Annotated in this window: 23 protein-coding genes and 1 pseudogene; 11 read left to right on the forward strand and 13 right to left on the reverse strand. The window is 67.3% G+C overall.

From position 1 onward, the window contains the following. Window positions 1–95 precede the first annotated feature (95 nt). Window positions 96–572, forward strand: coding sequence for a GNAT family N-acetyltransferase (locus tag EV646_RS24450; protein ID WP_199237164.1), 477 nt, complete (start codon window positions 96–98; stop codon window positions 570–572). Between the two features lie 45 nt (window positions 573–617). On the opposite strand, the gene EV646_RS24455 is transcribed toward EV646_RS24450, so the two are convergent. Next, window positions 618–821, reverse strand: a complete 204-nt coding sequence (locus tag EV646_RS24455) for a cold-shock protein (protein WP_132152442.1) — start codon at window positions 819–821, stop codon at window positions 618–620. 473 nt (window positions 822–1,294) lie between these two features. On the opposite strand from EV646_RS24455, the gene EV646_RS24460 reads away from it, so the two are divergent. Further along, window positions 1,295–2,329, forward strand: coding sequence for a 2-dehydropantoate 2-reductase (locus EV646_RS24460; protein WP_132152444.1), 1,035 nt, complete (start codon window positions 1,295–1,297; stop codon window positions 2,327–2,329). 120 nt (window positions 2,330–2,449) lie between these two features. Here the strand turns inward: EV646_RS24460 and EV646_RS24465 are convergent, their stop codons facing one another. The 4 genes from EV646_RS24465 to EV646_RS24480 form a co-directional block, all read right to left on the reverse strand. Then, window positions 2,450–4,204: a glycoside hydrolase family 35 protein gene (locus EV646_RS24465; RefSeq protein ID WP_132152446.1), complete on the reverse strand. Its 1,755-nt coding sequence runs from the start codon at window positions 4,202–4,204 to the stop codon at window positions 2,450–2,452. Between the two features lie 70 nt (window positions 4,205–4,274). After that, window positions 4,275–5,630: an ABC transporter substrate-binding protein gene (locus tag EV646_RS24470; RefSeq protein ID WP_132152448.1), complete on the reverse strand. Its 1,356-nt coding sequence runs from the start codon at window positions 5,628–5,630 to the stop codon at window positions 4,275–4,277. A gap of 26 nt (window positions 5,631–5,656) precedes the next feature. Continuing rightward, a complete protein-coding gene (locus EV646_RS24475; RefSeq protein ID WP_132153087.1) occupies window positions 5,657–6,463 on the reverse strand; it encodes a carbohydrate ABC transporter permease in 807 nt (268 codons plus the stop codon). Window positions 6,464–6,582: 119 nt separating this feature from the next. Further along, a complete protein-coding gene (locus EV646_RS24480; protein WP_132152450.1) occupies window positions 6,583–7,497 on the reverse strand; it encodes a carbohydrate ABC transporter permease in 915 nt (304 codons plus the stop codon). A 132-nt stretch (window positions 7,498–7,629) separates the two neighbouring features. Between EV646_RS24480 and EV646_RS24485 the strand changes: the two genes are divergently transcribed. Beyond that, on the forward strand, window positions 7,630–8,676 hold the full coding sequence (locus EV646_RS24485; protein WP_132152452.1) for a LacI family DNA-binding transcriptional regulator: 1,047 nt from the start codon (window positions 7,630–7,632) through the stop codon (window positions 8,674–8,676). Window positions 8,677–8,773: 97 nt separating this feature from the next. On the opposite strand, the gene sucD is transcribed toward EV646_RS24485, so the two are convergent. Then, window positions 8,774–9,661 (reverse strand): succinate--CoA ligase subunit alpha, encoded by an 888-nt coding sequence (gene sucD, locus EV646_RS24490; protein ID WP_132152454.1) that lies wholly within the window; start codon window positions 9,659–9,661, stop codon window positions 8,774–8,776. 13 nt (window positions 9,662–9,674) lie between these two features. Beyond that, complete coding sequence (sucC, locus tag EV646_RS24495) at window positions 9,675–10,826, reverse strand: ADP-forming succinate--CoA ligase subunit beta (protein WP_132152456.1); 1,152 nt, start codon at window positions 10,824–10,826, stop codon at window positions 9,675–9,677. Between the two features lie 154 nt (window positions 10,827–10,980). On the opposite strand from sucC, the gene EV646_RS24500 reads away from it, so the two are divergent. Further along, complete coding sequence (locus tag EV646_RS24500) at window positions 10,981–12,357, forward strand: OFA family MFS transporter (RefSeq protein WP_132152458.1); 1,377 nt, start codon at window positions 10,981–10,983, stop codon at window positions 12,355–12,357. After that, the gene (locus EV646_RS24505; protein ID WP_132152460.1) at window positions 12,354–12,932 is read left to right on the forward strand and encodes a hypothetical protein; all 579 of its coding nucleotides are present in this window, start codon (window positions 12,354–12,356) and stop codon (window positions 12,930–12,932) included. Before EV646_RS24500 ends, EV646_RS24505 begins: the two co-directional genes overlap by 4 nt. Here the strand turns inward: EV646_RS24505 and EV646_RS24510 are convergent. Then, window positions 12,872–13,141, reverse strand: coding sequence for a hypothetical protein (locus tag EV646_RS24510; protein ID WP_132152462.1), 270 nt, complete (start codon window positions 13,139–13,141; stop codon window positions 12,872–12,874). The two genes, EV646_RS24505 and EV646_RS24510, sit on opposite strands and share 61 nt — an antisense overlap. 144 nt (window positions 13,142–13,285) lie before the next feature. Here EV646_RS24510 and EV646_RS24515 point away from each other — a divergent pair, with 144 nt between their 5' ends. From EV646_RS24515 to EV646_RS24535, 5 genes are all read left to right on the forward strand, one after another. Further along, entirely contained in the window at window positions 13,286–14,995 is a 1,710-nt protein-coding gene (locus tag EV646_RS24515) for a thiamine pyrophosphate-binding protein (protein WP_132152464.1), read from the forward strand. Window positions 14,996–15,005: 10 nt separating this feature from the next. Next, on the forward strand, window positions 15,006–16,238 hold the full coding sequence (gene frc, locus EV646_RS24520) for a formyl-CoA transferase (RefSeq protein ID WP_132152466.1): 1,233 nt from the start codon (window positions 15,006–15,008) through the stop codon (window positions 16,236–16,238). Between the two features lie 20 nt (window positions 16,239–16,258). After that, a complete protein-coding gene (locus EV646_RS24525; protein ID WP_132152468.1) occupies window positions 16,259–18,403 on the forward strand; it encodes an acetate--CoA ligase family protein in 2,145 nt (714 codons plus the stop codon). 93 nt (window positions 18,404–18,496) lie between these two features. Beyond that, on the forward strand, window positions 18,497–19,996 hold the full coding sequence (locus tag EV646_RS24530; protein WP_132152470.1) for an Nramp family divalent metal transporter: 1,500 nt from the start codon (window positions 18,497–18,499) through the stop codon (window positions 19,994–19,996). Between the two features lies 1 nt (window position 19,997). Beyond that, window positions 19,998–20,504: a hypothetical protein gene (locus EV646_RS24535; RefSeq protein ID WP_132152472.1), complete on the forward strand. Its 507-nt coding sequence runs from the start codon at window positions 19,998–20,000 to the stop codon at window positions 20,502–20,504. A gap of 41 nt (window positions 20,505–20,545) precedes the next feature. On the opposite strand, the gene EV646_RS24540 is transcribed toward EV646_RS24535, so the two are convergent. The 3 genes from EV646_RS24540 to EV646_RS24545 all read right to left on the reverse strand — a co-directional run bounded on the left by EV646_RS24540 (window position 20,546) and on the right by EV646_RS24545 (window position 22,641). Continuing rightward, window positions 20,546–21,298: a GntR family transcriptional regulator gene (locus tag EV646_RS24540; RefSeq protein WP_132152474.1), complete on the reverse strand. Its 753-nt coding sequence runs from the start codon at window positions 21,296–21,298 to the stop codon at window positions 20,546–20,548. 101 nt (window positions 21,299–21,399) lie between these two features. Beyond that, window positions 21,400–21,549 carry a hypothetical protein gene (locus tag EV646_RS39475; protein ID WP_199237165.1) on the reverse strand — a complete coding sequence of 50 codons (150 nt, stop codon included), beginning with the start codon at window positions 21,547–21,549 and terminating at the stop codon, window positions 21,400–21,402. 147 nt (window positions 21,550–21,696) lie between these two features. After that, window positions 21,697–22,641 (reverse strand): LysR family transcriptional regulator, encoded by a 945-nt coding sequence (locus tag EV646_RS24545; protein ID WP_132152476.1) that lies wholly within the window; start codon window positions 22,639–22,641, stop codon window positions 21,697–21,699. Between the two features lie 169 nt (window positions 22,642–22,810). Here EV646_RS24545 and EV646_RS24550 point away from each other — a divergent pair, with 169 nt between their 5' ends. Further along, window positions 22,811–23,578: an alpha/beta fold hydrolase gene (locus tag EV646_RS24550; protein ID WP_132152478.1), complete on the forward strand. Its 768-nt coding sequence runs from the start codon at window positions 22,811–22,813 to the stop codon at window positions 23,576–23,578. A 112-nt stretch (window positions 23,579–23,690) separates the two neighbouring features. Here EV646_RS24550 and EV646_RS24555 read toward each other — a convergent pair. Together EV646_RS24555 and dnaN are read right to left on the reverse strand one after the other, a co-directional pair. After that, window positions 23,691–24,365, reverse strand: a pseudogene (locus EV646_RS24555) (maleylpyruvate isomerase family mycothiol-dependent enzyme); the annotation flags it as partial. Window positions 24,366–24,524: 159 nt separating this feature from the next. After that, complete coding sequence (gene dnaN / locus EV646_RS24560) at window positions 24,525–25,658, reverse strand: DNA polymerase III subunit beta (protein WP_132152480.1); 1,134 nt, start codon at window positions 25,656–25,658, stop codon at window positions 24,525–24,527. Window positions 25,659–25,679 lie beyond the last annotated feature (21 nt).

Genomic DNA, 25,679 nt, shown 5'->3' on the forward strand with positions numbered 1-25,679 from the left:
CGCCTCGCACGCACCGTCTTCAACCACCTCACCAACGACCATCACAGCCGACCTACAACCAGCCTCCCGGCTGCGGCTTGACATAGGAGAAACCCGTGATCGCCACCAGCTTCGACACCGCCCGCCTGTCCTGCCTACCACTGCGGGTCGAGTACGCCGAGGAAATGGCGACAGTGCTTGCCGGTGACCTCTACACCTTCACCGGTGGCGAGCCGCCGGCCGCGGAGGCATTGGGGGCCCGCTACCGCCGTCAGCTCGACGGACCGGGGCGTGCCGACGAGCACTGGCTCAACTGGGTCATCCAGCACGGCGAGAACCTCATCGGCTACGTACAGGCGACAGTGACTGGCAGTACGGCGGAGATCGCCTGGGTCGTCGGCACGGACTGGCAGGGCCGAGGCTTCGCCAAGGAGGCCGCGCTGGGTCTCGTCGCCTGGCTGAAGGCGCACGGCGTCGAGCGGATCATCGCCCACGTTCACCCTGACCACGCTGCTTCAGCAGCAGTTACCGCGGCCGCAGGACTCAGCCGCACTGACCAGCTGGACGACGGCGAGTACCTCTGGAGCACATGACAACAGGCCCGGCCAAAGCATGGCCGGGCCTGTCGTAGTGGTGGTTCAGACCGGGCGGACGTTCTCCGCCTGGAGGCCCTTCGGGCCCTGGGCTACGTCGAACTCGACCTTCTGGTTCTCGTCGAGCGACCGGAAGCCGTCCGTCGCGATCGCCGAGTAGTGGACGAACACGTCGGCGCCGCCGCCATCCTGGGTGATGAAGCCGAAGCCCTTTTCACCGTTGAACCACTTCACTGTTCCGCTGGCCATGCTGTACTCCTTTTTGGGCCCATGATGGGCACGGGTCGGGCCCGACGGGTGCCGGCGCCCGGGTTGCCGCAACGAGCCCTCCCACAACAGACCAAGGCCTGGAATGAGAAAACGCCCGGCGGATTACACTCCGCGGGCGCTTCGCAACGAACGTGGAACTGCAAAAACTGCAACCACCGCCGACCCTAGCACGCTCAGCACACCAACAACCACCCGTCGCCACGCCGTACGTCGTACTCATCCGGCGTCCCCGACCAAAAAGCCGAGCACCCAGACCGGCCGCATTCGCACGCAAACGGGTACGGCGGTAGCTCCGCCAGCCCGATGTCCGCCTGCCCTCCCGCCATCCTCTCAAGAACGGGCGGACCTCTCAGGAAATGGGCGAGCGCTTGCCGGGGATGTGATCTTGACCGCATTCGGGCTCCCGCCTACTGTATGCGGTATACCAAGCCCCTCCGGAAGGTGGGACGACCATGAGAGTTGCTGTTCTTGGCGCCGGCGCGATCGGTGCCTATGTCGGCGCGGCGCTGCATCGCGGCGGGACCGAGGTTCATCTGATCGCGCGAGGTGCTCACCTGGAGGCGATCCGCGAGTACGGCGTGCGGGTGCTCAGTCCGCGCGGCGACTTCGATGCCCGGACGCCGGCCACCGACGACCCGGCCGAGGTCGGGCCGGTCGACTATGTCTTCCTCGGGCTGAAGGCCAACTCCTATGCGAGTGCCGGCCCGCTGCTCGAGCCGTTGCTGCACGACGGCACGGTGGTCGTGGCGGCACAGAACGGGATCCCGTGGTGGTACTTCCACGGTCTGAAGGGCCCGTACGACGGTCGCCGGATCGAGTCGGTCGACCCCGACGGCTCGGTCACCCGGGTACTGGCGCTCGACCGTGCCATCGGGTGCGTCGTGTACTGCTCGACCGAGCTCGAAGGGCCGGGCGTCGTACGGCATTTGGAAGGCACCCGGTTCTCAATCGGCGAGCCGGCCGGCGGGGTGTCCGAGCGCTGTGTGGCCTTCAGCGAGGCGATGGTCGCGGGCGGGCTGAAGTGCCCGGTCGAAGAGGACATCCGCAAGGACATCTGGATCAAGCTGCTCGGCAACGCGGCGTTCAACCCGATCAGCGCGCTGGCCCGGGCGACGATGGTGGAGATCGCCAAGCACCAGGGCACCAGGGCGATGATCCGGCTGATGATGGAGGAGACGCTGGAGATCGCCGCCGCGGTCGGCTGCCACCCGGACATCTCGGTGGACAAGCGCATCAACGGCGCCGAACGCGTCGGCGAGCACAAGACCTCGATGCTGCAGGACCTGGAGAAGGACAAGCCACTCGAACTCGACGTCATCCTCGCCGCGGTGGTCGAGCTAGCCGATCTGACCGGCACCCCCGCACCGACCCTCCGCGCGGTCCACGCGGTAGCCGATCTCCTCGCCACCAAGGTCGGCATGGCGCACGCCCCGACCTCAGCCCCGGCGCCGACCCGAGCCCAAGCCTCGACACCGGCCTCTACCTGAGCCAGGTGGGTCCGGCCACAGCGACGCCGGACCCACCTGTTCCACCTCCTGCCACTGAAGCCACCGTGCGCTACTTCGGTGCCGCCACTGAAGCCACCGTGTGGCTCCGGAGGGCGGGGGTTAGAGCTCGAGGGGGCCGAGGGACAGGGCCGAGACGAAGTGCGCCGCTGGTTCTGCCATTACGTCCAGTTCCAGTACGACGAGTTCGTTGCGGCCGGGGCGTAGGACCGGGCCCGGGATGTAGAGCGTCTCCTGGGGGCCGCGGCGCCAGTAGCGGCCGAGGCAGAAGCCGTTGACCCAGGCGATCCCCTTGCCCCAGGCAACGGTCGACAAGAAGTGATCTACCGGCGAGGACACGTCGAAGCCGGCGCGCCAGGCAGTCGGCCCGACGCCGGGGGCATCCTGCGCCGGACCGCCGCCGTCCAAGGAAGTCCACAGCTCGGGTACGCCGTCGAGGTCGATCACCCGCGCCGACCAGCCGCGCAGCTCCTCAGACCCGAGCTGGACCGGACCGATCAGACCCTTGGGCTCACCGAGGCGCTGCCCGTAGTTGACCCGCCCCTGGTCCTCGACGACGATCTCGAGCCGCCCACCGTGCGGAAGCATGAGCGCCCGGTCGTGCCGCTCGCGATCGAGCACACCGAGCGGAGCGCCGTCCAGGAACACGTACGCACGGTCCCGCACCTCATCAACGCTCAACAACGTCGGCCCGTCGACATCAACGGAAGTCTGGAAGAGCGCCAGGCGCGCGTCCAGGTCGTCGAGTGTCGGCATCGAAGCGTGCTCGCTGACGGCACCCCAGGCCGAAGGATCCGCGAGGAGCCGGATCGGCGAGCCGAGCGCCGCGGAAGTCTCCGGCGCGGCCGTCCCCGACGCCGGGACCACGTCGGGGACAGGCGCGTACCGGGAGATCACCTCCCGGAAGGCGTGGAACTTCGCCGTCGGGTTCCCCGCCTCGTCCAAGGGGGCGTCATAGTCGTACGACGTGATCGTCGGCCGGTACACGCCCTTGTCGTTGGCCCCGCTCATCAGCCCGAAGTTCGTGCCGCCGTGGACCATGTAGATGTTGACCGAGGCACCGGCCGCCAGCAGCGCATCCAACTCGGCCGCAGCCTCGGAAACCCCGGTCGTGTGGTGCGGTCCGCCCCAGTGGTCGAACCACCCGTCCCAGAACTCCATGCACATCAACGGCCCGGTCGGCTGGTGCTTCCGCAGCGTCGCCAGCCGCTCGTCAGCGCGCGATCCGAACGATCCGGTCCGCAGTACGCCGTCCAGGCCGCCGGCCGCCAGCATCGCGTCGACCGGCTGATCGACCGTCACCAGCGGAACGGTGGTCCCGGCATTGCGGATGATCTCGGCCACCGACTTCAGATACGTCTGGTCGTCGCCGAAAGCGCCGTACTCGTTCTCTACCTGGACGAGCAGGACCGGTCCGCCCTGATCCACCTGCAGCGGCTGGACAATCCGCAGTACGTTATCCAGGTACTCACGGACAGCGGTCATGAACTGTGGCTCGTAGCGGCGCACGCCCATCCCCGGCGTGCGGAACAGCCAGGCGGGCAGACCGCCGTTGTCCCATTCGGCGCAGATGTACGGCCCGGGGCGGACGATCGCGTACAGCCCGGCGTCGGCGATCTCCCGCAGGAACCGCTCGAGGTCGAGCATCCCGGAGGTGTCGAAGACGCCGGGAGCCGGGCTGTGCGCGTTCCACGGCACATAGGTCTCGATAGTGTTGAGGCCCATCAGCCGGGCCTTCTCGATCCGGTCGGCCCAGGTGTCCGGGTGCATCCGGAAGTAGTGCAGCGCGCCGGACAGAATCCGGAAAGGCTTTCCGTCGAGAAGGAAGTCTGACTCACCGATCGCGAACTCGGTCATCTCACTCTTTTCAGCAAAGCAAGGGGATGACAGCGGCCGGACCGGATTCCGGCCGCTGCCAGCATGTGAACTAGCCGTTGACCTGGAACCCCTGCTGGTTGCCGTAGGCAACCAGGGCGTCCTGCCAGGCCTTCAGGCCGGTGTTCAGGTCGGACTTGGACTGGTACGACTTGCCGACGGTGTCGCCGTAGATGCTGTTGGCGTACAGCTCGTACGGCAGGTAGCTCCAGCCCTTGACGACCGAGTCGGCCGCGCCGGTGAGCACCTGGTTGATCTTCTGACCGCCGAAGTACGTGCTCGCCTTGTCCACGAAAGCCGGGTCCTTCAGGTCCGCCGTGGTGGCCGGGAAGCCGCCGCTGGCGAGGAACGGCTTGACGCCCTCGTCGTGGTTCAGCCAGCGGACGAAGGCCGCGGCCAGCGCCGGGTTGGCGCTCTGCTTCAGGACGGACTCGGTGCTGCCGCCGTTCTCAGCCGTGGCCGGCTGACCGTCGTACGTCGGCATCGGGGCGACTGCCCACTTGCCTGCGCCGGCCTTTACCGACGACTCCATCACGCCCGGCATCCAGGCGCCGGTCGGCAGGGTGGCGATGGTGCCGTCGCCGAGGGCCTTGAACCACTCGTCGGTCCAGCCCGGGATCTGCGAGACCAGGCCGCCCTCGACCAGCTGGTTCCAGGTGCTGGTCCACTTCTTGGAGCCGTCGTCCTGCAGGTTGATGGTGACGTTCTTGCCGTCGGCCTTGAACGGCTGGCCACCGGCCTGCCAGATCATGCTGGTGGTGAAGCCGGCGTCACCGGAGTCGTTGGTGATGTAGGCCTTCGGGTTGGCCGCGTGCAGCTTCTTCGCCGCGGCGATGTACTCGTCCCAGGTCTTCGGCACGGCGATGCCGTACTTGTCGAAGACCTGCTTGTTGTAGAACAGCGCCATCGGGCCCGAGTCCTGCGGCAGGCCGTAGAGACCGTTGCCGGCGTGGACGGCCGCCCAGGTCGAGGCCGTGTACGCCGACTCGTACTGGCTGAAGCCGTACTGGTTCAGGTCGACGAGCGAGCCGGGGAGTGCGAACTGGGGGAGCGCCTGGTACTCGATCTGGGCCACGTCCGGAGCGCCCGAGCCCGCCTTGATCGCGTTCTGCAGCTTGGTGTAGTGGTCGTTGCCCGTACCGGCGTTGACGAGGTTCACCTTGATGTTCGGGTACTGCGCCATGAACGCCTTCACCTGGGCCTCGGCAGACGGCGTCCAGGTCCAGTAAGTGATGGTGCCGCCCGCCTTGAGCGCGGCGTCGACGGCGTCGACGGAGCCGGTGGTCGCGCTGCCGCTGCTGCCACTGCCGGAGTTGTCCGAGCCGCCGCCACAGGCGGCCACGACCGCCAGCGCCGTGAGTGCGGCTCCGGCAACCACCAGCTGCCGGATGCGCCGATTGAACTTCATTCTGTTCCCTTTCACTTGACCAAGACCTATTTGACGGAGCCTGCGCTCAAACCCGACTGCCAGAACCGCTGGAGCAGGAGGAAGGCGACCACCAAGGGGACGATCGTCAGCAACGATCCGGTGATCACCAGGTTGTAGATGGGGTGGGCACCCACGCCGGTCGCCTGGTTGCTCCACTGGGTGAGCCCGACCGTGAGTGGGTAGAGATTCGGCTTGCTGAGCATGATCAGCGGGAGGAAGTAGTTGTTCCAGGTCGACACCACCGCGAACAGCAGGGTGGTGACGATGCCGGGGGCAAGCAATCGCAGCGCGACGGTGAAGAAGATCCGGACCTCGCCGGCGCCGTCGATCCGGGCCGCCTCGAGCAGCTCCACCGGTACGGCGTCGGTCGCGTACACCCACATCAGGTACAACCCGAACGGGCTGACCAGCGACGGGATGATGATCGCCCACACCGTGTTGGTCAGGCCGAGGTTCGAGAACATCAGGAACGTCGGCACCGCCAGCGCGGTCCCCGGTACGGCGACCGCACCCAGGAGCACCGCGAACACGGCCCGGCGGCCGGCGAAGGCGTACTTGGCCAGGCCGTATCCGGCGGCGGTCGCGAGCAGCGTCGCACCGCCGGCGCCGACGACGACGTACAGCACGGTGTTGCCGAGCCAGCGCAGGAAGATGCCGTCGTTGTAGGTCAGCGTGTCCTTGATGTTGGTGAAGAACGCGAAGCTCTTGCCGAACCACAGCCCCGGGCTGGAGAGCAGATCGTTCTGCGTCTTGGTCGCGCTGATGAACAGCCAGAGCAGCGGAACCAGGGTGTAGATCAGGTAGAGGACCATCACTCCGGTCAGCAAAGGCGAACGCTTGGGCCGCAGTGGCGACGTACCCGTCTTCTTCTTGCGCGTAGTCGTCGTACTCGTGGCCGTCGCCGGGGTCAAGGTGGCGGTCGAGGTGCTCATTACAATGCCTCCCGGGATCCGCGCAGCTGGACGACGTACGCGATGATCGCGGTGATGATGCCCATCACGATCGCGATCGTGGCGGAGTAGTTGAACTGCTGCCCGGCGAAGGACAGGTTGTAGGCGTACATGTTGGGCGTGTAGTACGTGGTGATCACGTTCGGCGCCAGCGTGCGCAGGATGTTCGGCTCGTTGAAGAGCTGGAAGCTGCCGATGATCGAGAAGATCGTCGCGATCACGATCGCGCCGCGCAGCGCCGGCAGCTTCACCGCCCGGATGGTCCGGAACGTCCCGGCGCCGTCGATCGCGGCCGCCTCGTACAGCTCACCGGGGACCGTCCGCAGCGCCGAGTAGAAGATCAGCATGTTGTAGCCGACGAACTCCCAGGTGACGATGTTGGCGATCGACGGCAGCATCCAGTGGCTGCTCAGCGGCTGGATGGCCGTCGTACCGAACAGGTCGTTGAGGTCAGCGGCCAGGCCGAAGTTGTTGCCGTAGATGTAGCCCCACATCAGCACCGCCACCACGCCGGGTACGGCGTACGGCAGGAAGATCACGATCCGGAAGAAGCCCGCGGCGTGCAGCCGCAGGCTGTCGATCGCCAGCGCCGCCAGCAGGGCGAGGATCAGCATGATCGGGACCTGGACGATCAGGAACACCAGCACCCGGCCGAACGCGTCCCAGAACTTCGAGTCCTGGATCGCCTCGACGTAGTTGTCCAGGCCGACGAACACGTTGCCGCCGAAGAACGCCTGCTCGCGGAACAGGCTCAGATAGATCGCGTACCCGATCGGGGCCAGGAACGTGAGCGCGAACACGGCCAGGAACGGACCGACGAACACCCACCCTTTGGCGTCCTTGTGTACTCTGCGCTTTCGGGCGGTGACCCGCCCTGCCGCAACGGACTCCGCCATGCGTCCGTCGACCTCCTTCTCGCTGTCCCGCGCCGCCCGACGCGCCCGATGTTGACGTCAACATCGTCGGCGAGACGCTAGCGTGTTTACGTCAACATGTCTACAGTGTGGGCACAAGCGAGGAGGGTGCCGATGTCAGCGGAGGAGCCGCCGGTACGGCGACGGCGCGGCCCGTCGATGGCCGATGTCGCCCGGCTGGCCGGGGTGTCCGGGCAGACGGTTTCACGGGTGGCGAACGAGCGGCACAACGTCGACTCGGCCACCCGGGACCGGGTGCAGGCAGCCATGCGTGAGCTCGGCTACCGGCCGAACAGTGCCGCCCGGGCGCTGCGTAACGGGGAGTTCCGCAGCATCGGCGTGATCGTCTTCGAGCTGTCCAGCTTCGGTACGACGCGGACCCTCGACGCCGTCGCCGCGGCAGCCACCATCAGCGGCTACACGATCAACCTGCTGCCCGTGCTGGACGTGAACCAGCGCGCGGTGACGAACGCCTTCAGCCGCCTGGGGGAGCAGGCGGTTGACGGCGTGATCATCCTGATCGAGGCGCACACGCTGGACGAAGCCGGCGTACAGCTGCCCGAAGGGTTGCCGGTCGTCGTGGTCGACTCCAGCGCTCATTACGACTACCCGATCGTCGACAGCAACCAGGCCCAGGGTGCGCGCCTGGCGACTGAGCACCTGCTGGATCTCGGCCACGAGACGGTCTGGCACGTCAGTGGCCCGCCGACGTCGTTCGCGGCGGACCGGCGCAAGCGGTCCTGGGAGCTGACCCTGAAGCAGCGCGGTCGTGAGGTACCGCCGGTTCTCGACGGTGACTGGACGCCGAGCTCCGGGTACGAAGCCGGCCGGAAGCTGGCAGCAAACCCTGACGTGACCGCCGTGTTCGCCGCCAACGACCAGATGGCGCTCGGCGTCCTCCGCGCGCTGCACGAGCGAGGTCGCGTCGTGCCGGATGACGTGAGCGTGGTGGGCTTCGACGACATGGAGGAGTCTGCGCACTTCTGGCCGCCGCTGACCACGATCCTGCAGAACTTCGTGGATGTCGGCCGGCTCAGCGTCGACGCGCTCATCCACGAGATCCAAGCCGGTGAACACCACCACGACCCAGTCGCCGTACCGACCAAACTCGTCGTCCGCAGCAGCACCGCCCCACCCTCACCGCGCCGACCCACCATTTGACTGGTCGACCCACCACCATTTGACTGGTCACCGTTTCAAATTGTGGGTTCCCCGCCCGTATGCCGACGGGGAACCCACAACGTCGTGGGCGGACCCATCAAACGGCGAGGGCCAGGGCGTGGCGCATCATGGTGGCGGTTTCGGTCGGTGTCTTGCCGACGCGGACACCGGCGGCTTCGAGGGCCTCCTGCTTCGCGGCCGCCGTACCGGACGAGCCGGACACGATCGCGCCCGCGTGACCCATCGTCTTGCCCTCCGGCGCGGTGAAGCCGGCCACGTAACCGACGACCGGCTTGGTCACGTTCTCCTTGATGAACGCGGCCGCCCGCTCCTCGGCGTCACCACCGATCTCACCGATCATCACGATCGCGTCGGTGTCCGGGTCGTCCTGGAACGCCTGCAGCGCGTCGATGTGCGTCGTACCGATGATCGGGTCGCCGCCGATACCGATCGCGGTGGAGAAGCCGAAGTCGCGCAGTTCGTACATCATCTGGTAGGTCAGCGTGCCCGACTTGCTGACCAGCCCGATCCGCCCAGGCCCCGCGATGTCCGCGGGAATGATGCCGGCGTTGGCTCGTCCTGGGCTGATGATGCCTGGGCAGTTCGGGCCGATGATCCGGGTGGTGCCGGAAGCCTGCGCGGCGGCGAAGAACGCGGCGGTGTCGTGCACCGGCACGCCCTCGGTGATCACGACCACCAGCGGGATCCCGGCGTCGACGGCCTCGATCACCGCGCCCTTGGTGAAGCGTGGCGGCACGAAGATCACCGACACGTCGGCACTCGTCGACTTCACCGCGTCGGCGCAGGAGCCGTAGACGGGGATCGACCGCTTTGCGAAGTCGACCGACTGGCCGCCCTTGCCCGGAGTCACGCCGCCGACGATATTGGTGCCTGCGGCAAGCATCCGGCTGGTGTGCTTGGTGCCTTCCGAGCCGGTCATGCCCTGCACGACGACCCGGCTCTGCTCGGTCAGGAAGATCGCCATCTGTCGACCCCTCTCAGTTCTGTGCGGCGAGTTGGGCGGCCCGGGCGGCGGCGCCGTCCATGGTGTCGACCACGGTCACCAGCGGGTGGTTGGCCTGGGCAAGGATCCGGCGGCCTTCGTCGACGTTGTTGCCGTCCAGCCGGACCACCAAGGGTTTGTCGGCCTGGTCGCCCAGCAACGCGAGCGCCTGCACGATCCCGTTGGAGACCGCGTCGCAGGCCGTGATCCCGCCGAACACATTCACGAAGACACTGCGCACCTGCGTGTCGCCGAGGATGATGCCCAAGCCGTTCGCCATCACCTCGGCGGAGGCGCCACCGCCGATGTCGAGGAAGTTCGCCGGCTTCACGCCGTACGGCTCACCGGCGTACGCGACGACGTCGAGGGTCGACATCACCAGCCCGGCGCCGTTGCCGATGATCCCGACCGAGCCGTCGAGCTTGACGTAGTTGAGGCCCTTCTCCTGTGCTGCCGCCTCGAGCGGATCCGCGGCCGCCTTGTCCTCGAACCCGGCGTGGTCGGCATGCCGGTACGACGCGTTCTCGTCCAGCGTCACCTTGCCGTCGAGAGCCTCCAGCGAGCCGTCCGCCAGTTTGACCAGCGGGTTCACCTCGACGAGCGAGGCGTCCTCGCTGATGAAGACGTCGTACAGCCTCCGTACGACGTCCTCGGCGCCGGCCGGAAAGCCAACAGCCGCGACGATCTCGGCGGCCTTCGCTTCGTCGACGCCGACGGCCGGGTCGATCGGGATCTTGGCGATCGCGTCCGGGTTCGTGTGCGCGACCTCCTCGATCTCGACGCCGCCTTCGGTGCTGGCGATGCAGAGGTAGCTGCGCTGCGCGCGGTCGATCAGGTAGGAGAAGTAGTACTCCTCGGCGATGTCGGCGGCCAGTGCGAGCAGCACGCGGTGGACGGTGTGGCCCTTGATGTCCATGCCGAGGATCTCGAACGCCTTGCCCACTGCGTCCTCGGGGGAGGTTGCCAGCTTGACCCCGCCGGCCTTGCCGCGGCCGCCGGTCTTCACCTGTGCCTTGACCACGACGCGACCGCCCAGCTCGGCGGCGGCCAACTCGGCATCGGCCGGGTCTTCGATCACCCGGCCGAGCGTCACCGGGACGCCGTACCGGGCGAAGAGTTCTTTGGCTTGGTACTCCATCAGATCCACGGAAGCCTCCCGGTCAGGATCGCTGTCTCATGGCGACTGTATGCTGTATGCACATCGCGTCACAAGGCCTGATCCGCAACACCCCAGGTCTGGACAGCCGCCGGACGGTGGAGTACCAAAGGTCCATACGGTATGCAGTAGTCAGGAGGCGACGATGAACCACGCGACTCCACCGCCCCGGGACGTGCGTGACGTCTACGGCCGGCAGTACCGCATCGGTGAGGATGCGAGGGATCTGACCGGACACTCCCGGCGCTGGCAACTGTGGGCGACCTGGGCGTGCATGGTCGCGATCAGCCCACTGCAGTACTCCTTCGGCTCGGCCGCCATCGGTTTGCAGAACGGACGTGGCTGGGATGTCGTCGCGACCATGTGGCTGCTCGCTGTCTTCATCGCCTGCCAAGCCCTCATCGCGATCCCGGCCGCCTGGATCCAGCGAGTACGCCGGGCCACGCCGACCCAGCTGGTCGTCGCCGGTGGACTGCTCGCGGTGATCGGCATGGTGACGCTCGCCCACGCCGACAGCTATCCGCTCGTGCTCGTCGGCTACGCCGTGATCGGTGGAGCCGGCGCTGGTCTGGTGTACGCCGCCTGCATCACCACGGCCGCGCGCTGGTTCCCGGATCGGCGCACCGCCACGATCGGCTTTGTCACCGGCGGCTTCGCCGTTGGCGCGGTGCCGAGCATCGCATTGTTGACAATCATCCAGTCAGCAAATGGACAGCGGCTCGTGTTCGACCTCACCGCGGTCGTCGCCGTTGTCGTCGTACTGACTGCTGGGGGACTGCTGAAGGATCCGCCGCGGCATTGGTGGCCGGCGGAGCTCGATGCGCAGGCATGGGCGATCGACCGGAAGCTGAACCGGAGCATCCCGCACAACGCGCCCGCGGTCCGGCACTACCGGCCGGCCGAGGCGATGCGCACCGGCGCGCTGCCGTTGATGTGGCTGACTCTGGCGTTGAGTACGGCGTTGTCGTTGTTCGGCATCGCGTTCGTCGTGAGCTATGCCGTCACCGCGGAGCTGGGGGTCGCGGTGGCCGGCTTCGCTGCCGGAATGCTTGCCGCGGTCAACGGTCTTGGCCGGTCGTTCGCCGGGCATCTGTCGGATCGGTTCGGCCGGCGTCGGGTGCTGGCCGCCGTACTGATGATCGAGGGGTTCACCCACGTCGGCCTCGTCGTCGCCGGTGAGGCGGGTGCGGGCTGGGCGTTCGTGGTGTGCGCGATGTTCGCCGGACTCGGCGGCGGCGCGTTCTACGCGATCATGGCGAACCTGGTGCTCGAGTTCTTCGGCGAGAACAGCCTGCTGCAGAACCAGGCGATCCTGTACTCCGCGAAGGCCGTCGGCGGACTGGTCGGCGTCGGCGTGGCTGGATCCTTGGTTGCGACGGTGGGTTATCGACCGTTGTTCCTCGGCGCCGGCCTGCTCGGCGTACTGACTGCTTTGACTGTGCGGTTCCTGAAACAGCCTGGACGACCTGCGCTGCCGGTTCGGCCTCAGTTGGGTACGCCGGTCGCGGGGTCGGGCGAGTGAGCGGCTACGGAAAGGTCGCCAGGCCGGATCCGTGTGTGATGGAGCTGGTGTCGAAGCTGGCCCGGGAACCATGGACGGATCGCCCGACCTGCGTGCATCCCACGCTGAGTGCGGTGGCAAGGGCTGTTCACGATCACAGCACGTCTGCCGGTCGCCGGGCGCTGCTGCCGTTGGCATCGAGCTTCATCGGCACCGCGCAGCCCGGCTTCGAACCGTCCGCCCGCGTGGTCGCGCTGTGTGTGTCTACGGCGCTGGCCGGTGGCGAGATGACCAAGGATGAACGGATCAGGCTCGCGAAGGCACATCAGACCGCGATCCACTTACTGGATGGGCGCGGGGAGCCGGCGGGACCGGCACGGTTCTGGCTTCCTGTGCTCGGCCGGTTCGGGTGGAGTGAGCCGTTCTACCGGACGTTCGTCGCGACCGAACACGCCGCGGAAGCCGTCGCGGTCACTGCTCGAGTTTCGAACGGTGACCGCGACGTACGTCTGAGGCAACTGTTGAAGCAGTGCCTTCACAGTGCCCGGCGGCCCAGGCCTTCGTGTTCGGCGTCGGCCCAGAAGCTTTCGTCGTAGTCGCCGTCCGGGATCGCCACCAGCTCGTGCCGCCGGGACGGGCGGAGCTGACCTTCGAGCCGGCGAAGGTCCGTCCGGCACCGGTCGAGGTCGTCCAGCAGACGCAGTACGTCGAGATGCGCGCCGAGCTGATTCCTCAACGCCACAAGGGATTTCTCCAGCGCCTGCAGGGCTTGGCGGGTTCGGTGGAGTTCATCGTGAATCGTCATCGCAGCTCCTGAAGCGTCGAGCTCTGGACAACCGTGGGGGCGTGCGATAAGACTACGACTACACCATACGGTATGCAATCTACATTCACGGCGCTTTCATAGATCTGGGGCGCACGACGGCCCCTCCTGAGGAGATGACTGCAGATGGCCCAGACAGTGTCGGAGACCCACCCAGTCGCAGAGGTCAACGAGCCGGCGACCATCTCAGGTGGTCACTTAGTGGCCAAGGCCCTCAAGGCCGAAGGCATCGACGTGATCTTCACCCTCTGCGGTGGCCACATCATCGACATCTACGACGGCTGTGTCGACGAGGGCATCGCGGTGGTTGACGTACGGCACGAGCAGGTCGCGGCGCACGCGGCCGACGGGTACGCACGGGTGACCGGCAAGCCCGGCTGCGCCGTCGTCACCGCCGGCCCTGGTACGACGGACGCAGTCACCGGGGTCGCGAACGCGTTCCGGGCCGAGAGCCCGATGCTGCTGATCGGCGGCCAGGGCGCGCTGAACCAGCACAAGATGGGGTCCCTGCAGGACCTGCCGCACGTCGACATGATGACGCCGATCACCAAGTTCGCCGCGACCGTGCCACACACGGCTCGAGTCGCCGACATGGTGTCGATGGCGTTCCGGGAATGCTTCAACGGCGCCCCCGGCCCGTCCTTTCTGGAGATCCCGCGCGACAGCCTGGACAACTCGGTCCCGGTCGACCAGGCGACCGTCCCGGAGGCCGGCCGGTACCGCGCCTCCACCAAGAGCATCGGCGACCCGGCGAGCATCGAGGCGCTGGCCGATCTGCTGGTCCGGGCCGAGAAGCCGGTCGTGCTGCTCGGCAGCCAGGTCTGGACCTCCCGCGGCTCGGACGCTGCTGTCGAATTCGCCCGGCAGTTGGACATTCCGGCGTACATGAACGGCGCGGCGCGCGGGACGCTGCCGCCCGGCGACCCGCACCACTTCCACCTGTCCCGGCGATACGCGTTCAACAACGCCGATCTGATCCTGATCGTCGGCACGCCGTTCGACTTCCGGATGGGCTACGGCCGCCGGCTGCCGAAGTCCGCGACCGTGGTCCAGATCGACCTCGACTACCGCACTGTCGGCAAGAACCGTGACATCGACCTCGGCCTGGTCGGTGACCCGGGCGCGATCCTGGCCGCGGTCACTCAAGCGGCGTCGGGCCGGCTGCGGAAGGCGGATCGCAAGGCCTGGTTCGCGGAGCTCCATGCCGAGGAGGACGCGTCGTACCAGAAGCGGCTGCCGCGGCAGCTGTCGGACGCGAACCCGATCCACCCGCTCCGGCTCGCGCACGAGATCAACGAGTTCCTGACCGAGGACTCGATCTACATCGGCGACGGCGGCGACATCGTCACCTTCTCCGGCGGCGTGGTCCAGCCGAAGTCGCCCGGCCACTGGATGGACCCGGGCCCGCTCGGCACGCTCGGCGTCGGTATTCCGTTCGTACTCGCGGCCAAGTACGCGCAGCCGGAGAAGGAAGTGGTCACGCTCTTCGGCGACGGCGCCTTCTCGCTGACCGGCTGGGACTTCGAGACCCTGGTCCGCTTCAACCTCCCGTTCGTCGGGGTGGTCGGCAACAACTCCTCGATGAACCAGATCCGCTACGGCCAGGAGGCGAAGTACGGCCAGTCCCGCGGCCGCATCGGCAACACCCTCGGCGATGTCAGGTACGACGAGTTCGCGCGGATGCTCGGCGGATACGGCGAGGAGGTCCGCGACCCCAAGGACATCGGGCCGGCCCTGCAGCGCGCTCGCGAGTCGGGACTGCCGTCGCTGATCAACGTGTGGGTCGATCCCGACGCGTACGCCCCCGGAACCATGAACCAGACCATGTACAAGTAGGAGGACCTGCATGTCTTCTCAGAGGGCCCTCGAAGGTGTCCGCGTACTCGACATGACCCATGTGCAGTCCGGACCGTCCTGCACGCAGATCCTGGCGTGGCTCGGTGCGGACGTGATCAAGCTCGAAGCACCCACCGGTGACATCACCCGGCAGCAGCTGCGCGACCTGCCGGACGCCGACAGCCTGTACTTCACCATGCTGAACTGCAACAAGCGCAGCATCACGCTGAACCTGAAGTCCGACCGCGGCAAGGAGATCTTCACCGACCTGGTGAAGGACGCCGACATCCTGGTGGAGAACTTCGCCCCCGGCGCGATCGACCGGATGGGCTTCACCTGGGAGCGGCTGCAGTTGCTCAACCCACGGCTGATCTTCGCCTCGATCAAGGGCTTCGGTCCCGGCCGGTACGAGAACTTCAAGGCCTACGAGGTGGTCGCCCAGGCGATGGGCGGCGCCATGAGTACGACGGGATTCGAGGACGGCCCGCCGACCGCGACCGGCGCGCAGATCGGTGACTCCGGCACCGGCATCCACCTGGTCGCCGGCATCCTGGCCGCACTCTTCCAGCGGACGCACACCGGCAAGGGCCAGCGAGTCACTGTGGCGATGCAGGAGGCTGTGCTCAACCTGACCCGGGTGAAGCTGCGTGATCAGCAACGGCTCACGCATGGACCACTCCGCGAGTACCCGAACGAGCACTTCGGCGACGAGGTGCCGCGGTCCGGCAACGCCTCCGGCGGCGGTCAGCCCGGCTGGGCGCTGCGGTGCGCACCGGGGGGACCGAACGACTACATCTACGTGATCGTGCAGCCGCCCGGCTGGGCTCCGATCGCTCAGTTGATCGGCCGGCCAGAGCTGGCCGAGGACCCGGACTGGGCGACGCCGGCGGCGCGGCTGGACAAGCTGGACAAGATGTTCGCGCTGATCGAGCAGTGGACCGAGCAGCACACCAAGTTCGAGGTGATGGACAAGCTCAACGCGCTGAACGTGCCGTGCGGGCCGATCATGTCCACCCGCGAGCTGATCGAGGACGAGACGCTGGCCGACCTCGGTGCGGTGGTCGAGGTCAAGCATCCGCAGCGCGGCAGCTTCAAGACGGTCGGCTGCCCGATCAAGCTGTCCGACTCCCCGGTCCAGGTCGAGACCTCGCCGGGTCTCGGTGAGCACAACTCCGTCATCTACGGCTCGCTCGGCATCGACACCGCCGAACTCGAGGAACTCAAAGCCGCCGGCGTCATCTGACTTGAATTGGAGCTATCCGCATGACCTATGACAAGGCAGCAGTCCAGACCATCCTCGACCAGGCTCTCGCGGACGGCCGCACCTCGCTGAGCGCGCCCGAGGCCAAGCTGGTCGCGGACGCGTACGGCATCCCGACGCCGGGCGAGGGTCTGGCCACGACTGCCGAGGGAGCCGCTGCCCTCGCGGCGGAGATCGGCTTCCCCGTCGTGCTGAAGATCGTCTCGCCGGACATCCTGCACAAGACCGACGCCGGCGGTGTCGTGGTCGGTGTGGATTCGTCGCAGGCCGCCTTGGAAGCCTTCGCGCGGATTGTCGACAATGCGAAGGCCTACAAGCCTGATGCCGACATCACCGGTGTCCAGGTGCAGAAGATGCTGGTGACCGGCGGTGACGTGCAGGAGGTCATCGTCGGCGCGGTCACCGATCCGACCTTCGGCAAGGTGGTTGCGTTCGGGCTGGGCGGCGTGCTGGTCGAGGTGCTGAAGGACGTCACCTTCCGGCTGGCGCCGCTGACCGCCGATGAGGCGCGTTCGATGGTGGATGGGATCGGTGCGCACGAGATGCTGGACGGCGTCCGCGGCGCGAAGCCGGTGGACAAGGATGTGCTGACCGATCTGATTCAGCGGCTGTCCGACCTGGTCACCGACTTCCCGCAGTTCGCCGAGGTGGATCTGAACCCGGTGCTGGCCGGGCCGGACGGCGCCACCGCGGTGGACTTCCGGATCATCGTCGACGCCGAGGCCGGTAAGCCGGTCGAGCGGTACAGCCAGGAGGAGATCCTGACCGGGATGACCCGGATCATGAAGCCGCGCGCGGTCGCGGTGATCGGGGCCTCGAACGAGACCGGCAAGATCGGCAACTCGGTGATGAAGAACCTGGTCAACGGCGGCTACCAGGGCGACATCTACCCGATCAACCCGAAGGCAGACGAGATCCTGGGGCTGAAGGCGTTCCCGTCGATCACGGACGTGCCGGGTGACGTGGATGTCGCGGTGTTCGCCGTACCGGCGAAGTTCGTCGGCAGGGCGCTCGAGCAGTGCGGGCAGAAAGGTGTGGCCGGGGCGATCCTGATCCCGTCCGGGTTCGCCGAGACCGGTGAGCAGGAGCTGCAGGACGAGGTCGTCGCGATCGCCCGCAAACACAACGTGCGCATCCTCGGCCCGAACATCTACGGCTACTACTACCTGCCGGAGAGCCTGTGCGCGACCTTCTGCACGCCGTACGACGTCCGCGGCAGCGTGGCGCTGTCGTCGCAGAGCGGTGGGATCGGGATGGCGATCCTTGGTTTCAGCCGGTCCAGCCGGATGGGGGTCTCGGCGATCGTTGGGGTAGGTAACAAGGCCGACATCGACGAGGATGACCTCCTGACGTTCTTCGAGGCCGACGACAACACCAACCTGATCGCCATGCACCTGGAGGACCTGAAGGACGGCCGGGCGTTCGCCGAGACGGCGGCCCGGGTGTCGAAGCAGAAGCCGGTCGTCGTGCTGAAGGCGGGCCGGACCGACATGGGCGCGCGGGCGGCCAGCTCGCACACCGGCGCCCTGGCCGGCAACGACAAGGTGTACGACGACATCCTCCGGCAGAGCGGCGTGGTCCGGGCGCCCGGGCTGAACGAGATGCTGCAGTACGCGCGCGGCATCCCGCTGCTGCCGACGCCGAAGGGCGAGAACGTCGTCATCATCACCGGCGCGGGCGGTTCCGGCGTACTGCTGTCGGACGCCTGTGTGGACAACGGGCTGACGCTGATGTCGATGCCGGCCGATCTGGACGAGGCGTTCAAGAAGTTCATCCCGCCGTTCGGTGCCTCCGGCAACCCGGTCGACATCACCGGGGGCGAGCCGCCGTCGACGTACCGGAACACGATCGCGCTGGGCTTGTCCGACGAGCGGATCCACGCGCTGATCCTGGGTTACTGGCACACGATCGTGACGCCGCCGATGGTCTTCGCGAAGCTCGTCGCCGAAGTGGTCGAGGAGTACCGCGCCAAGGGCATCGACAAGCCGGTGGTCGCCTCGCTGTCCGGTGACGTCGAGGTCGAGGAAGCCAGCCAGTACCTGTTCGACCACGGTGTGGTCGCCTACCCGTACACCACCGAGACGCCGGTCCAGGTGCTCGGTGCCAAGTACCGCTGGGCCCGGAACGCGGGCTCGCTCGGTTCATGAACGCTGGATGGAAGAAGCCGGAAATGCCTTGGGAAAGGGGGGAACGCACGGGGGAGCGGTAGCAAGAGTTGGCGTCGATCTTAGGAGTCCGCCTTGGACGTCACACGCAAGACCTCAGAAGTACCCGAAGAGCCGACCGCGACGGCTGTGACCGAGCGGGTCTGGCGCGCGGGCCGGCTCGAACCGATGCCGATCCGGAAACTTCCGGACGCTCCGCCCTCGCTGCACATCCTCGGTCCGACCGTCTTCCTGGTCGCGCTGGGCGTCGGCATGGGCGAGTCCTACATGTGGCCCCGGCTCGTCCTGGTGTTCGGGCCGGACATCCGCTGGTTGTTCATGGTCGGCGTCACCCTGCAGGCGTTCGTGCTGCTGGAGATGGCCCGGTACGCGATGGCGACCGGGGAGAGCATCTTCTTCGGCGCGGCCCGGATCTTCAAACCGCTGATGTGGTTCTTCTACGTCGCGGCGATCCTGATCTATATGTGGCCCGGCCATCTGTCCGCCGGCGCCGCCGCGTTCGAGGAAGTCAGCGGCATACCGTGGCAGGCGACGGCCTGTGTCGCGCTGATCTTCGTCGGCGTGCTGTTCAGCATGCTGTCGGTGATCTACAACTTCCTGGAGAAACTGCTCGGCCTGCTGATCGGCCTGCTGGTCGTCGGTACGTCGGTGATCGCGGCGATCGTCGGCAGCTGGGACGATCTGGGGAACACGCTCTCGGGCATGTTCGCGTTCGGGTACTTCCCGGACAAGGCCCTGTCGGAGGCGTGGTTCCCGATCGTGGTCGGGTCGATCGCGTTCGCCGGCCCGTCCGGGATGCAGCAGATGTGGTACACCCTGCAGCTCCGCGACAGCGGGGCCGGCATGGGTGCCCACATCCCGAAGATCCGCGGTCTGCGCGCGGCCGCCGAGGCCGAGTCGATGCCGTCGCGCGGGTTCATGTTCGACACGTCGGACCCGGCGGAGATGCAGAAGTGGAAGGGCTGGCGCAAGTGGGTCACCTTCGACGCACTGCTGCTCTTCTGGGGCATCACCATGCTGGTGACGATCTCGTTCACCGTACTGGCGATGTCGGCGGCCAGGACGAATCCGGATGTTGCCGGGCTGATCGAGGGCGGCGACCGGGAGGCCGCGCTGAAGGCGATGTCGGATGCGTTCGCCTCCGCCGGCAGCCCGATCCTCGGCACGCTGTTCTTCGGCTTCATCGCGCTGATCGGGCTGAACGCGACCCTCGGTCTGTTCGACTCGTTCTCCCGCGGCCAGGCGGACATGACGTACTACTTCGTGCCGGGAGCCAAGCGGTTCTCGATGTCGAGGCTGTACGCCGGATTCCTCTGGGGCGTGATCACCTTCGGGATCCTGATCCTGCTGTTCGGCCCGGCCGACGGTCCGGCCGGCATCCTGGACATCCTCGCCTTCCTGTCCACGTTCGCGATGGGCGCCTACTGCGTCGTGTTGCTCCTGGTGAACAACAAGCTGCTGCCCAAGCCGATCCGGCCCGGGCCGGTGCGCAACGTGATCATCGGCTTCGGCGCGGTGTTCTACCTCGGCCTGCTGTTCTACAGCCTGGTTCGCTTCGGCGTGGTTGTGGGCTGAGATGGCTGTCGAGGTGAAGCAACTCGCGGAGTTCTCGGTCCCGGCCGCCTCGGTCGGCGCCGCAGCGGGGCTGATCGCCGGAGGGCTGGCCGCGTTCGTCGGTCAGCCCTTTGGCTGGGCCGTGGTGACGGGCCTCGGGCTGGGGCTTCCGTTGATGGTGTTCGGTGCGGGATACGCCGTACTGATCGGGTTCGGCAAGGTTCCAGCCGGGGTGTTCGCACCGGCCGCGGTGTACTGGGTGATCGGGTTTCCGCTAGCTCTGCTGGTGCATTCGGTGGTGACCGCGTGGGTGGTCACCGGTTCACCGGGGCTGCCGCCGGAGCCGTGGAAGTTCCTGGCCTTCCGCGCACTGGTGAGCATGGGCTTCGCGATCGGTTTCCTGTGGATGCACGAACAACTCGGCCGCCACTGGTGGCCGCGCATCCTCGATCACAACGTCTACGCACGCCGTACGGTCGAGCAATACGTCCATCTCGCCAGCACCTTCAAGGCTCGCAAGTCGGCGTGAGGTGGTGCCCGCGATCCCTCGGGGTCGCGGGCACTGGTGTGTCAGTTCGTCGTACGGCGGCGTCGTGGGCGCGTCGTGGTCGGCGCTGGGGTGGTGGGTTCGTTGGCGGTGGCGGCTTGGAGGTCGTGGTAGGCCTTGCGGGTGTGTTCGGTGTGCTCGCGCATGATCTGCGCGGCCTTGTCCTCGTCGCCGTCGCCGATCGCCTTCACCAGCCGGTTGTGCTCCCGCCAGGACGCGGCACCGCGGACCGGGGCGACGGGCGTGTAGTACCAGCGGACCCGGCGGTCGACCTGGGCGGCGAAGTCCACCAGGAACCGATTGCCGGACATCTGCGTGATCAGGCTGTGCAGCTCGCCATTCGTCCGTACGGCGCCGTCGATGTCGCCGGACTCCTGGTACGTCGTACCGACCTTGCAGAGCTCCTTGAGCTTGGCCACGTCGTCCTTGGTGGCATGCCGGGCCGCGAGCCGGGCGGACTCGGACTCCAGCGCCGCACGGGCCGCCAGCAGTTGGTCGACCTCATCCTCGGCCGGGACGTGGACCATCGCGCCGAAGCCGGGCCGCAGGTCCACCCAGCCCTCGTTGTTGAGCCGCTGGAGCGCTTCGCGGACCGGTTGGCGGGAGACGCCGAGCATGCCGGCCAGCTCGACCTCGACCAGGTGCCTGCCGCGCTCGAGAGTACCGTCGATGATCATCTCGGTCAGGGCCTCGTACACGGACTCGCGCAGCGGCGTCGGCCGCTTGACGTGCCGCACACCGGGAGAGACATCCGTACCTGCGCTGATGGTGGTCATGAGGTCCTTCCCGGAACTATGTTGGCACTTGGTAGACAGTCTACCAAGTGCCAACACCTGACATATGTTGTTCGAGCGCCTCAACGTGCGGCGCGTTGTGGTCAGGCGGCGGACTCGTTCGCCTTCGCGCCGTCCTCGTCGTCGATCAGCTTGGCCAGCTCGACGTCGAGGTCGAGCTCCTGCTGCAGCTCCGGGGCATCCGGGAACTGCGGACGCGCCGCCAGAGCACCGAACCTACGGGTGAAAATCATCGCTACCCTTCCTGGCTCCTCGAGGGGCTGGCTGGCTCCTCGAAGGAGCTGTTGGTGAATTCTGCCTTCTGTATACATTCAACCAGGCGTACTCACCGGTTATGGCCCATCTCACGTGATCCCGGTTACGTCCGGGCGTGATCCCCGTTACAGGCTTGTTCGCGGGGTGCTCAGCAGGAAGACGTCGAGAAGTTCGTCCAGAGCGCTGTGTACGCCGGCCTCCCGGGCCACCTCGAGCAGCGCGCGAGCCAGGACCGGCTCAGGACTACGGGCCGCGATCACCAGGCCGACGCGTGGGCCGTGGGCGGGGCTCTTCAGCGGTACGACGCGCATGCCGTCGGGCACGCCGAACATGTGCAGCCAGGCGTGCGAGATGACGGTCGACCAGTGGTTGCCGTGGAGGTGGCTGTAGAGGCCGGAGACTGTGTCGCTCTCGATCGCCGGGGTGGCAGTGACGCCGTCGTCGGTGAAGTAGCTGTTCATGATGCGGCGGTTGCGCATGTCCGGCGAGAGCAGGCAGAGCGGCAGTTCGGCGACCTGTGCCCATGTTGCCACCGGCAACTCGGCGAGTTCGGTGTGCTGCGGGGTGAGGAGCAGGTAGCGCTCCTCGTAGAGCGGGGTCTTCCGGACCTGTCCGAGAGTGTCGTCGTCCAGGTACGTCATGGCGACGTCGAGGTCGAAGTCGGCGAGCTTGTGGGTGATGTCGCGCGACGACAGCGACTCGATGGTGACCCGGGCGTTCGGGTGCCGCTCGCAGAACGGGGTGGTGAGCAGGGAGACGACGGGCATCGCGGTCGGGATCGCGCCGAGCCGGAGGGTGCCGGTCAGGCCGCCGCGCATCACCGAGAGCTCGTGCCGGAGCGCGTCCTGCTCGGCCAGGATCCGCTGAGCCCAGAGCAGCACCCGTTCGCCCTCTGGGGTGAGGCCCTCGAACCGGCGGCCACGGCGGACGATCGGTACGGCGAGCTCCTGCTCGAGCTTGCGGATCGCGGCGGACAGGGATGGCTGGGAGACGTAGCACGCGTCGGCGGCCCGGGCGAAGTGCTTCTCCCGGGCGAGGGCGACGAGATACTCCAGTTGGCGAAGGAGCATCAGCCGGCCGATGGTGTGCAGTCGTCTGTATACATAAACCAACTGTAGTGAGGTTGGCCGACTGGCGGCAGGGCTCGCCGCGGTTGTGTGATGTCGGTCACATGGTGTCTTGTTCTTGGTACTGCGTTCGACGGTTGGGCAGGAGATCCCATCAGAGAGGGGAGTGGTGATGCAGAAGGTCACCTCGAAAGACGGCACCGAGATCGCGTACGACACCTACGGCAGCGGGCCAGGTCTGGTCCTGGTTGCCGGCGGCTTCACAGACCGTTCCTTCTACGTGTCGCAGGCTGAGGCGCTCGCGTCGGCATTCACCGTGGTCAACTACGACCGGCGTGGTCGCGGCGACTCCGGCGACACGCAGCCGTACGCCGTCGAGCGCGAGTGGGAGGACCTCGACGCCGTACGGGCGGCAACGGGCGCGCGATTCGCGTGCGCGTTCTCGTCCGGGTCGATGGTGCTGCTGCAGTCGGGGCTGCCGTTCGAGAAGCAGGCGATCATGGAGCCGCCGTTCCGGGTCGAGGGCGCGCCGCCACCGCCGGAGCGGTACGTCGAGCGGCTGCAGGAGTTCGTCGCGGCCGGGAACCCGAGTGGTGCCGCTGAGCTATTCATGGTCGAGGCGGTCGGTCAGCCGAAGGAGATGGTCGACCAGATCCGGGAGACGCCGATGTGGCCCAAGCTGGAGTCGATCGCCCACACCCTGGTGTACGACGCGCTGCAGTTGCGGGACAACGCCGTACCGACTGAGCTGTTGGCGTCTGTCGACGTACCGACGCTGGGCATTTACAGCAACGACAGTCCGGCGTGGCTGAAGGAATCGGTGAAGCAGACGGTGTCTGCGTTGCCGAACGGGACGCTGGAGGGGCGGGACGGTACGTTCCACCAGATTCCGCCGGAGGCACTGGCCGAGGTTCTAACGGACTACTTCCTCAAGGTGTGAGTTAGGCGAGGCGCGAGCGTTGCCCACGGCATCAGTCGCCGGGTGACCTCACCAGGTCTGGGTTGTCGGTGGCGAGCTGCTTGTAGGCGTCAGGTAGTGCGGGATCGGCGCCTCATCCAAAGCTCACGCGCTCCAGGTAGTAGTCGAGTAGGTCGCGGTCGCCGTGCACCTCGATCCTGTCACCGTCGACGGCCCGGCGTTTGTACAGCGTCAGCAAAAGCTCGACGAGGGGACCGCGTACGGCGACCGCGGCAGGTGCGTCGGAACGGCTCCACCGGATCGCGTCGCCGGTGAGATCGACGGTCCAGGTGGTGGCGACATCGGTGGCGTGGAAGCCGAGAGTTCGACCGGGGCCGAGCAGCTCACGCATCCAGGGGTGAACCTCGAAGTGCAGCGGCAGAGTCCCGAGCTCCATCCACTCGTCCAGCGCGTCGGTCGCGGCCTCGGCGTCCAGGTCGTAGTCGAGCCCCAGCGCCAGTACGGCGTCGGCTCGGTGGATCGCGGTCTCGTGAGTCATCCGCCGGGCGGTGAACCGGGTGGTCGGATTCTCGATCGGCATCGTGATCGGTACGTCGGGGCCCACCGCACGCAGAGTCTTCGCCAGCTCGCGTGCTCCCGCGGTCAGCCAGTCCTGGAGTCCGTCGGCGTCGGCCGGATCCTGGAACCGGTGCGTCGGGTCGCGGAAGTCGTCGTCGCCCGGCGCCGCGCCGGTCCGCGCCACGACCGCGGCCTCGCGATGCGCGCCGCCGAGGTGCCAGACCAGTTGGCCGACGTTCCAGCCCGGGCACGACGGAACCTCGTACCCAAGTCCTGACCTTCGAGCTGGTCAGCCAGCAGCTCGGCCTGTTCGACGATCAGGTCGCAGTGCCGCTCGAACTCCATCGCGTGACTCCTTCGCTGGGTTGCCGTCACCTCCTGGTCGGATCTGGGTGCATTGTTCTTGACATCAGTTTGGTAGGCGCATGGGCATCAGGATGTAGGCGGACTCGCCGTCTGGTTCGTGGTCGGGGGAGCGGAGGCCGGTGAGGTTGGCGGGTTTGGTGGGTTGGGTGAAGGCGAAGTGTGCGACTGGTGCGCCGATCGAGGCCAGGCCGTCCAGGAGGTAGCCGGCGTTGAAGCCGGCCGTGATTGGGTCGCCCGTGAGCGCGGCCTCGACGGACTCGGAGGCCTGCGCCTCTTCGCCGCTGCCCGCGTCGAGGCTCGCCGTACCGTCCGCGAAGTTGATCCGGACCGGCGACGTACGCTCGGCCACCAGAGCCACCCGCTTCACCGCCTCGAGCAGCGCCGTGGTGTCGACCCGCACCGTGCTGGTGACCGCGCCCGGCGCTGGGATCAGGCTGCGGACCTTTGGGAACTCGCCGTCGATCAACCGGCCGGTCGCCCGGCGGCCGCCGCCTTCGAACCCGATCAACCCGTCCCCTGTGCGGGTCGAACCGAACGCGAGCGTGAGCTCGTGGCCCGCCATCACCTTGGCTATGTCGGCAAGCATCCTGGCCGGCACCAGCGCGTTCGCCTCGATGCTCGGATCGAGTGGCTCCCACTGAACGGTCCGAACGGCGAGCCGGTACCGATCTGTGGCCAGCAGCGAGATCGTCGTACCGCGGACCTCGATCCGGACCCCTGTGAACACCGGCAACGTGTCGTCCCGGCCGGCCGCGCTGACCACCTGGCTGACTGCCCGCGCAAACGCCTCACCATCCAGTACGCCGCTCGGCGGTGGCAGCTCGGGCAGCGCTGGATACTCGTTCAGCGGCAAGGTGTGCAGATCGAAGCGCGAGCTGCCGCTGGTCACCTGAACCCGGGCCGCCTCGCCGCTCAGATCCACCGAATCGCGTGGCATGCTCCGCGAAATCCCGGCCAGCAGCCGTCCGGACACCAGAAACCGTCCCTCGTCGGCCACCTCCGCCGGCACACTCACCTGCGCGGAGCTCTCGTAGTCGAACCCCGACAACGTCACCTGACCATCGGCCGCCTCGACCAGCATCCCGGCCAGGATCGGCACACTCGGGCGACTGGGCAGCCCGCGCGCCACCCAACCGACCGCCTCGGCCAGCACCTCACGCCCAACCCGTACCTTCACTCGAACTCCTCCCCATCAAGA

Origin of the sequence: Kribbella antiqua, assembly GCF_004345665.1 — a bacterium.
Classification (GTDB): domain Bacteria; phylum Actinomycetota; class Actinomycetes; order Propionibacteriales; family Kribbellaceae; genus Kribbella; species Kribbella antiqua.

What these genes read in the sequence shown, in the direction of transcription:
- EV646_RS24455 (WP_132152442.1), bottom strand. Translation starts at nt 821, where the DNA reads ATGGCCAGCGGAACAGTGAAGTGGTTCAACGGTGAAAAGGGCTTCGGC.
- EV646_RS24460 (WP_132152444.1), top strand. Translation starts at nt 1,295, where the DNA reads ATGAGAGTTGCTGTTCTTGGCGCCGGCGCGATCGGTGCCTATGTCGGC.
- EV646_RS24465 (WP_132152446.1), bottom strand. Translation starts at nt 4,204, where the DNA reads ATGACCGAGTTCGCGATCGGTGAGTCAGACTTCCTTCTCGACGGAAAG.
- EV646_RS24470 (WP_132152448.1), bottom strand. Translation starts at nt 5,630, where the DNA reads ATGAAGTTCAATCGGCGCATCCGGCAGCTGGTGGTTGCCGGAGCCGCA.
- EV646_RS24475 (WP_132153087.1), bottom strand. Translation starts at nt 6,463, where the DNA reads ATGGTCCTCTACCTGATCTACACCCTGGTTCCGCTGCTCTGGCTGTTC.
- EV646_RS24480 (WP_132152450.1), bottom strand. Translation starts at nt 7,497, where the DNA reads ATGGCGGAGTCCGTTGCGGCAGGGCGGGTCACCGCCCGAAAGCGCAGA.
- EV646_RS24485 (WP_132152452.1), top strand. Translation starts at nt 7,630, where the DNA reads ATGTCAGCGGAGGAGCCGCCGGTACGGCGACGGCGCGGCCCGTCGATG.
- sucD (WP_132152454.1), bottom strand. Translation starts at nt 9,661, where the DNA reads ATGGCGATCTTCCTGACCGAGCAGAGCCGGGTCGTCGTGCAGGGCATG.
- EV646_RS24500 (WP_132152458.1), top strand. Translation starts at nt 10,981, where the DNA reads ATGAACCACGCGACTCCACCGCCCCGGGACGTGCGTGACGTCTACGGC.
- EV646_RS24510 (WP_132152462.1), bottom strand. Translation starts at nt 13,141, where the DNA reads ATGACGATTCACGATGAACTCCACCGAACCCGCCAAGCCCTGCAGGCG.
- EV646_RS24515 (WP_132152464.1), top strand. Translation starts at nt 13,286, where the DNA reads ATGGCCCAGACAGTGTCGGAGACCCACCCAGTCGCAGAGGTCAACGAG.
- frc (WP_132152466.1), top strand. Translation starts at nt 15,006, where the DNA reads ATGTCTTCTCAGAGGGCCCTCGAAGGTGTCCGCGTACTCGACATGACC.
- EV646_RS24525 (WP_132152468.1), top strand. Translation starts at nt 16,259, where the DNA reads ATGACCTATGACAAGGCAGCAGTCCAGACCATCCTCGACCAGGCTCTC.
- EV646_RS24535 (WP_132152472.1), top strand. Translation starts at nt 19,998, where the DNA reads ATGGCTGTCGAGGTGAAGCAACTCGCGGAGTTCTCGGTCCCGGCCGCC.
- EV646_RS24540 (WP_132152474.1), bottom strand. Translation starts at nt 21,298, where the DNA reads ATGACCACCATCAGCGCAGGTACGGATGTCTCTCCCGGTGTGCGGCAC.
- EV646_RS39475 (WP_199237165.1), bottom strand. Translation starts at nt 21,549, where the DNA reads ATGATTTTCACCCGTAGGTTCGGTGCTCTGGCGGCGCGTCCGCAGTTC.
- EV646_RS24545 (WP_132152476.1), bottom strand. Translation starts at nt 22,641, where the DNA reads ATGCTCCTTCGCCAACTGGAGTATCTCGTCGCCCTCGCCCGGGAGAAG.
- EV646_RS24550 (WP_132152478.1), top strand. Translation starts at nt 22,811, where the DNA reads ATGCAGAAGGTCACCTCGAAAGACGGCACCGAGATCGCGTACGACACC.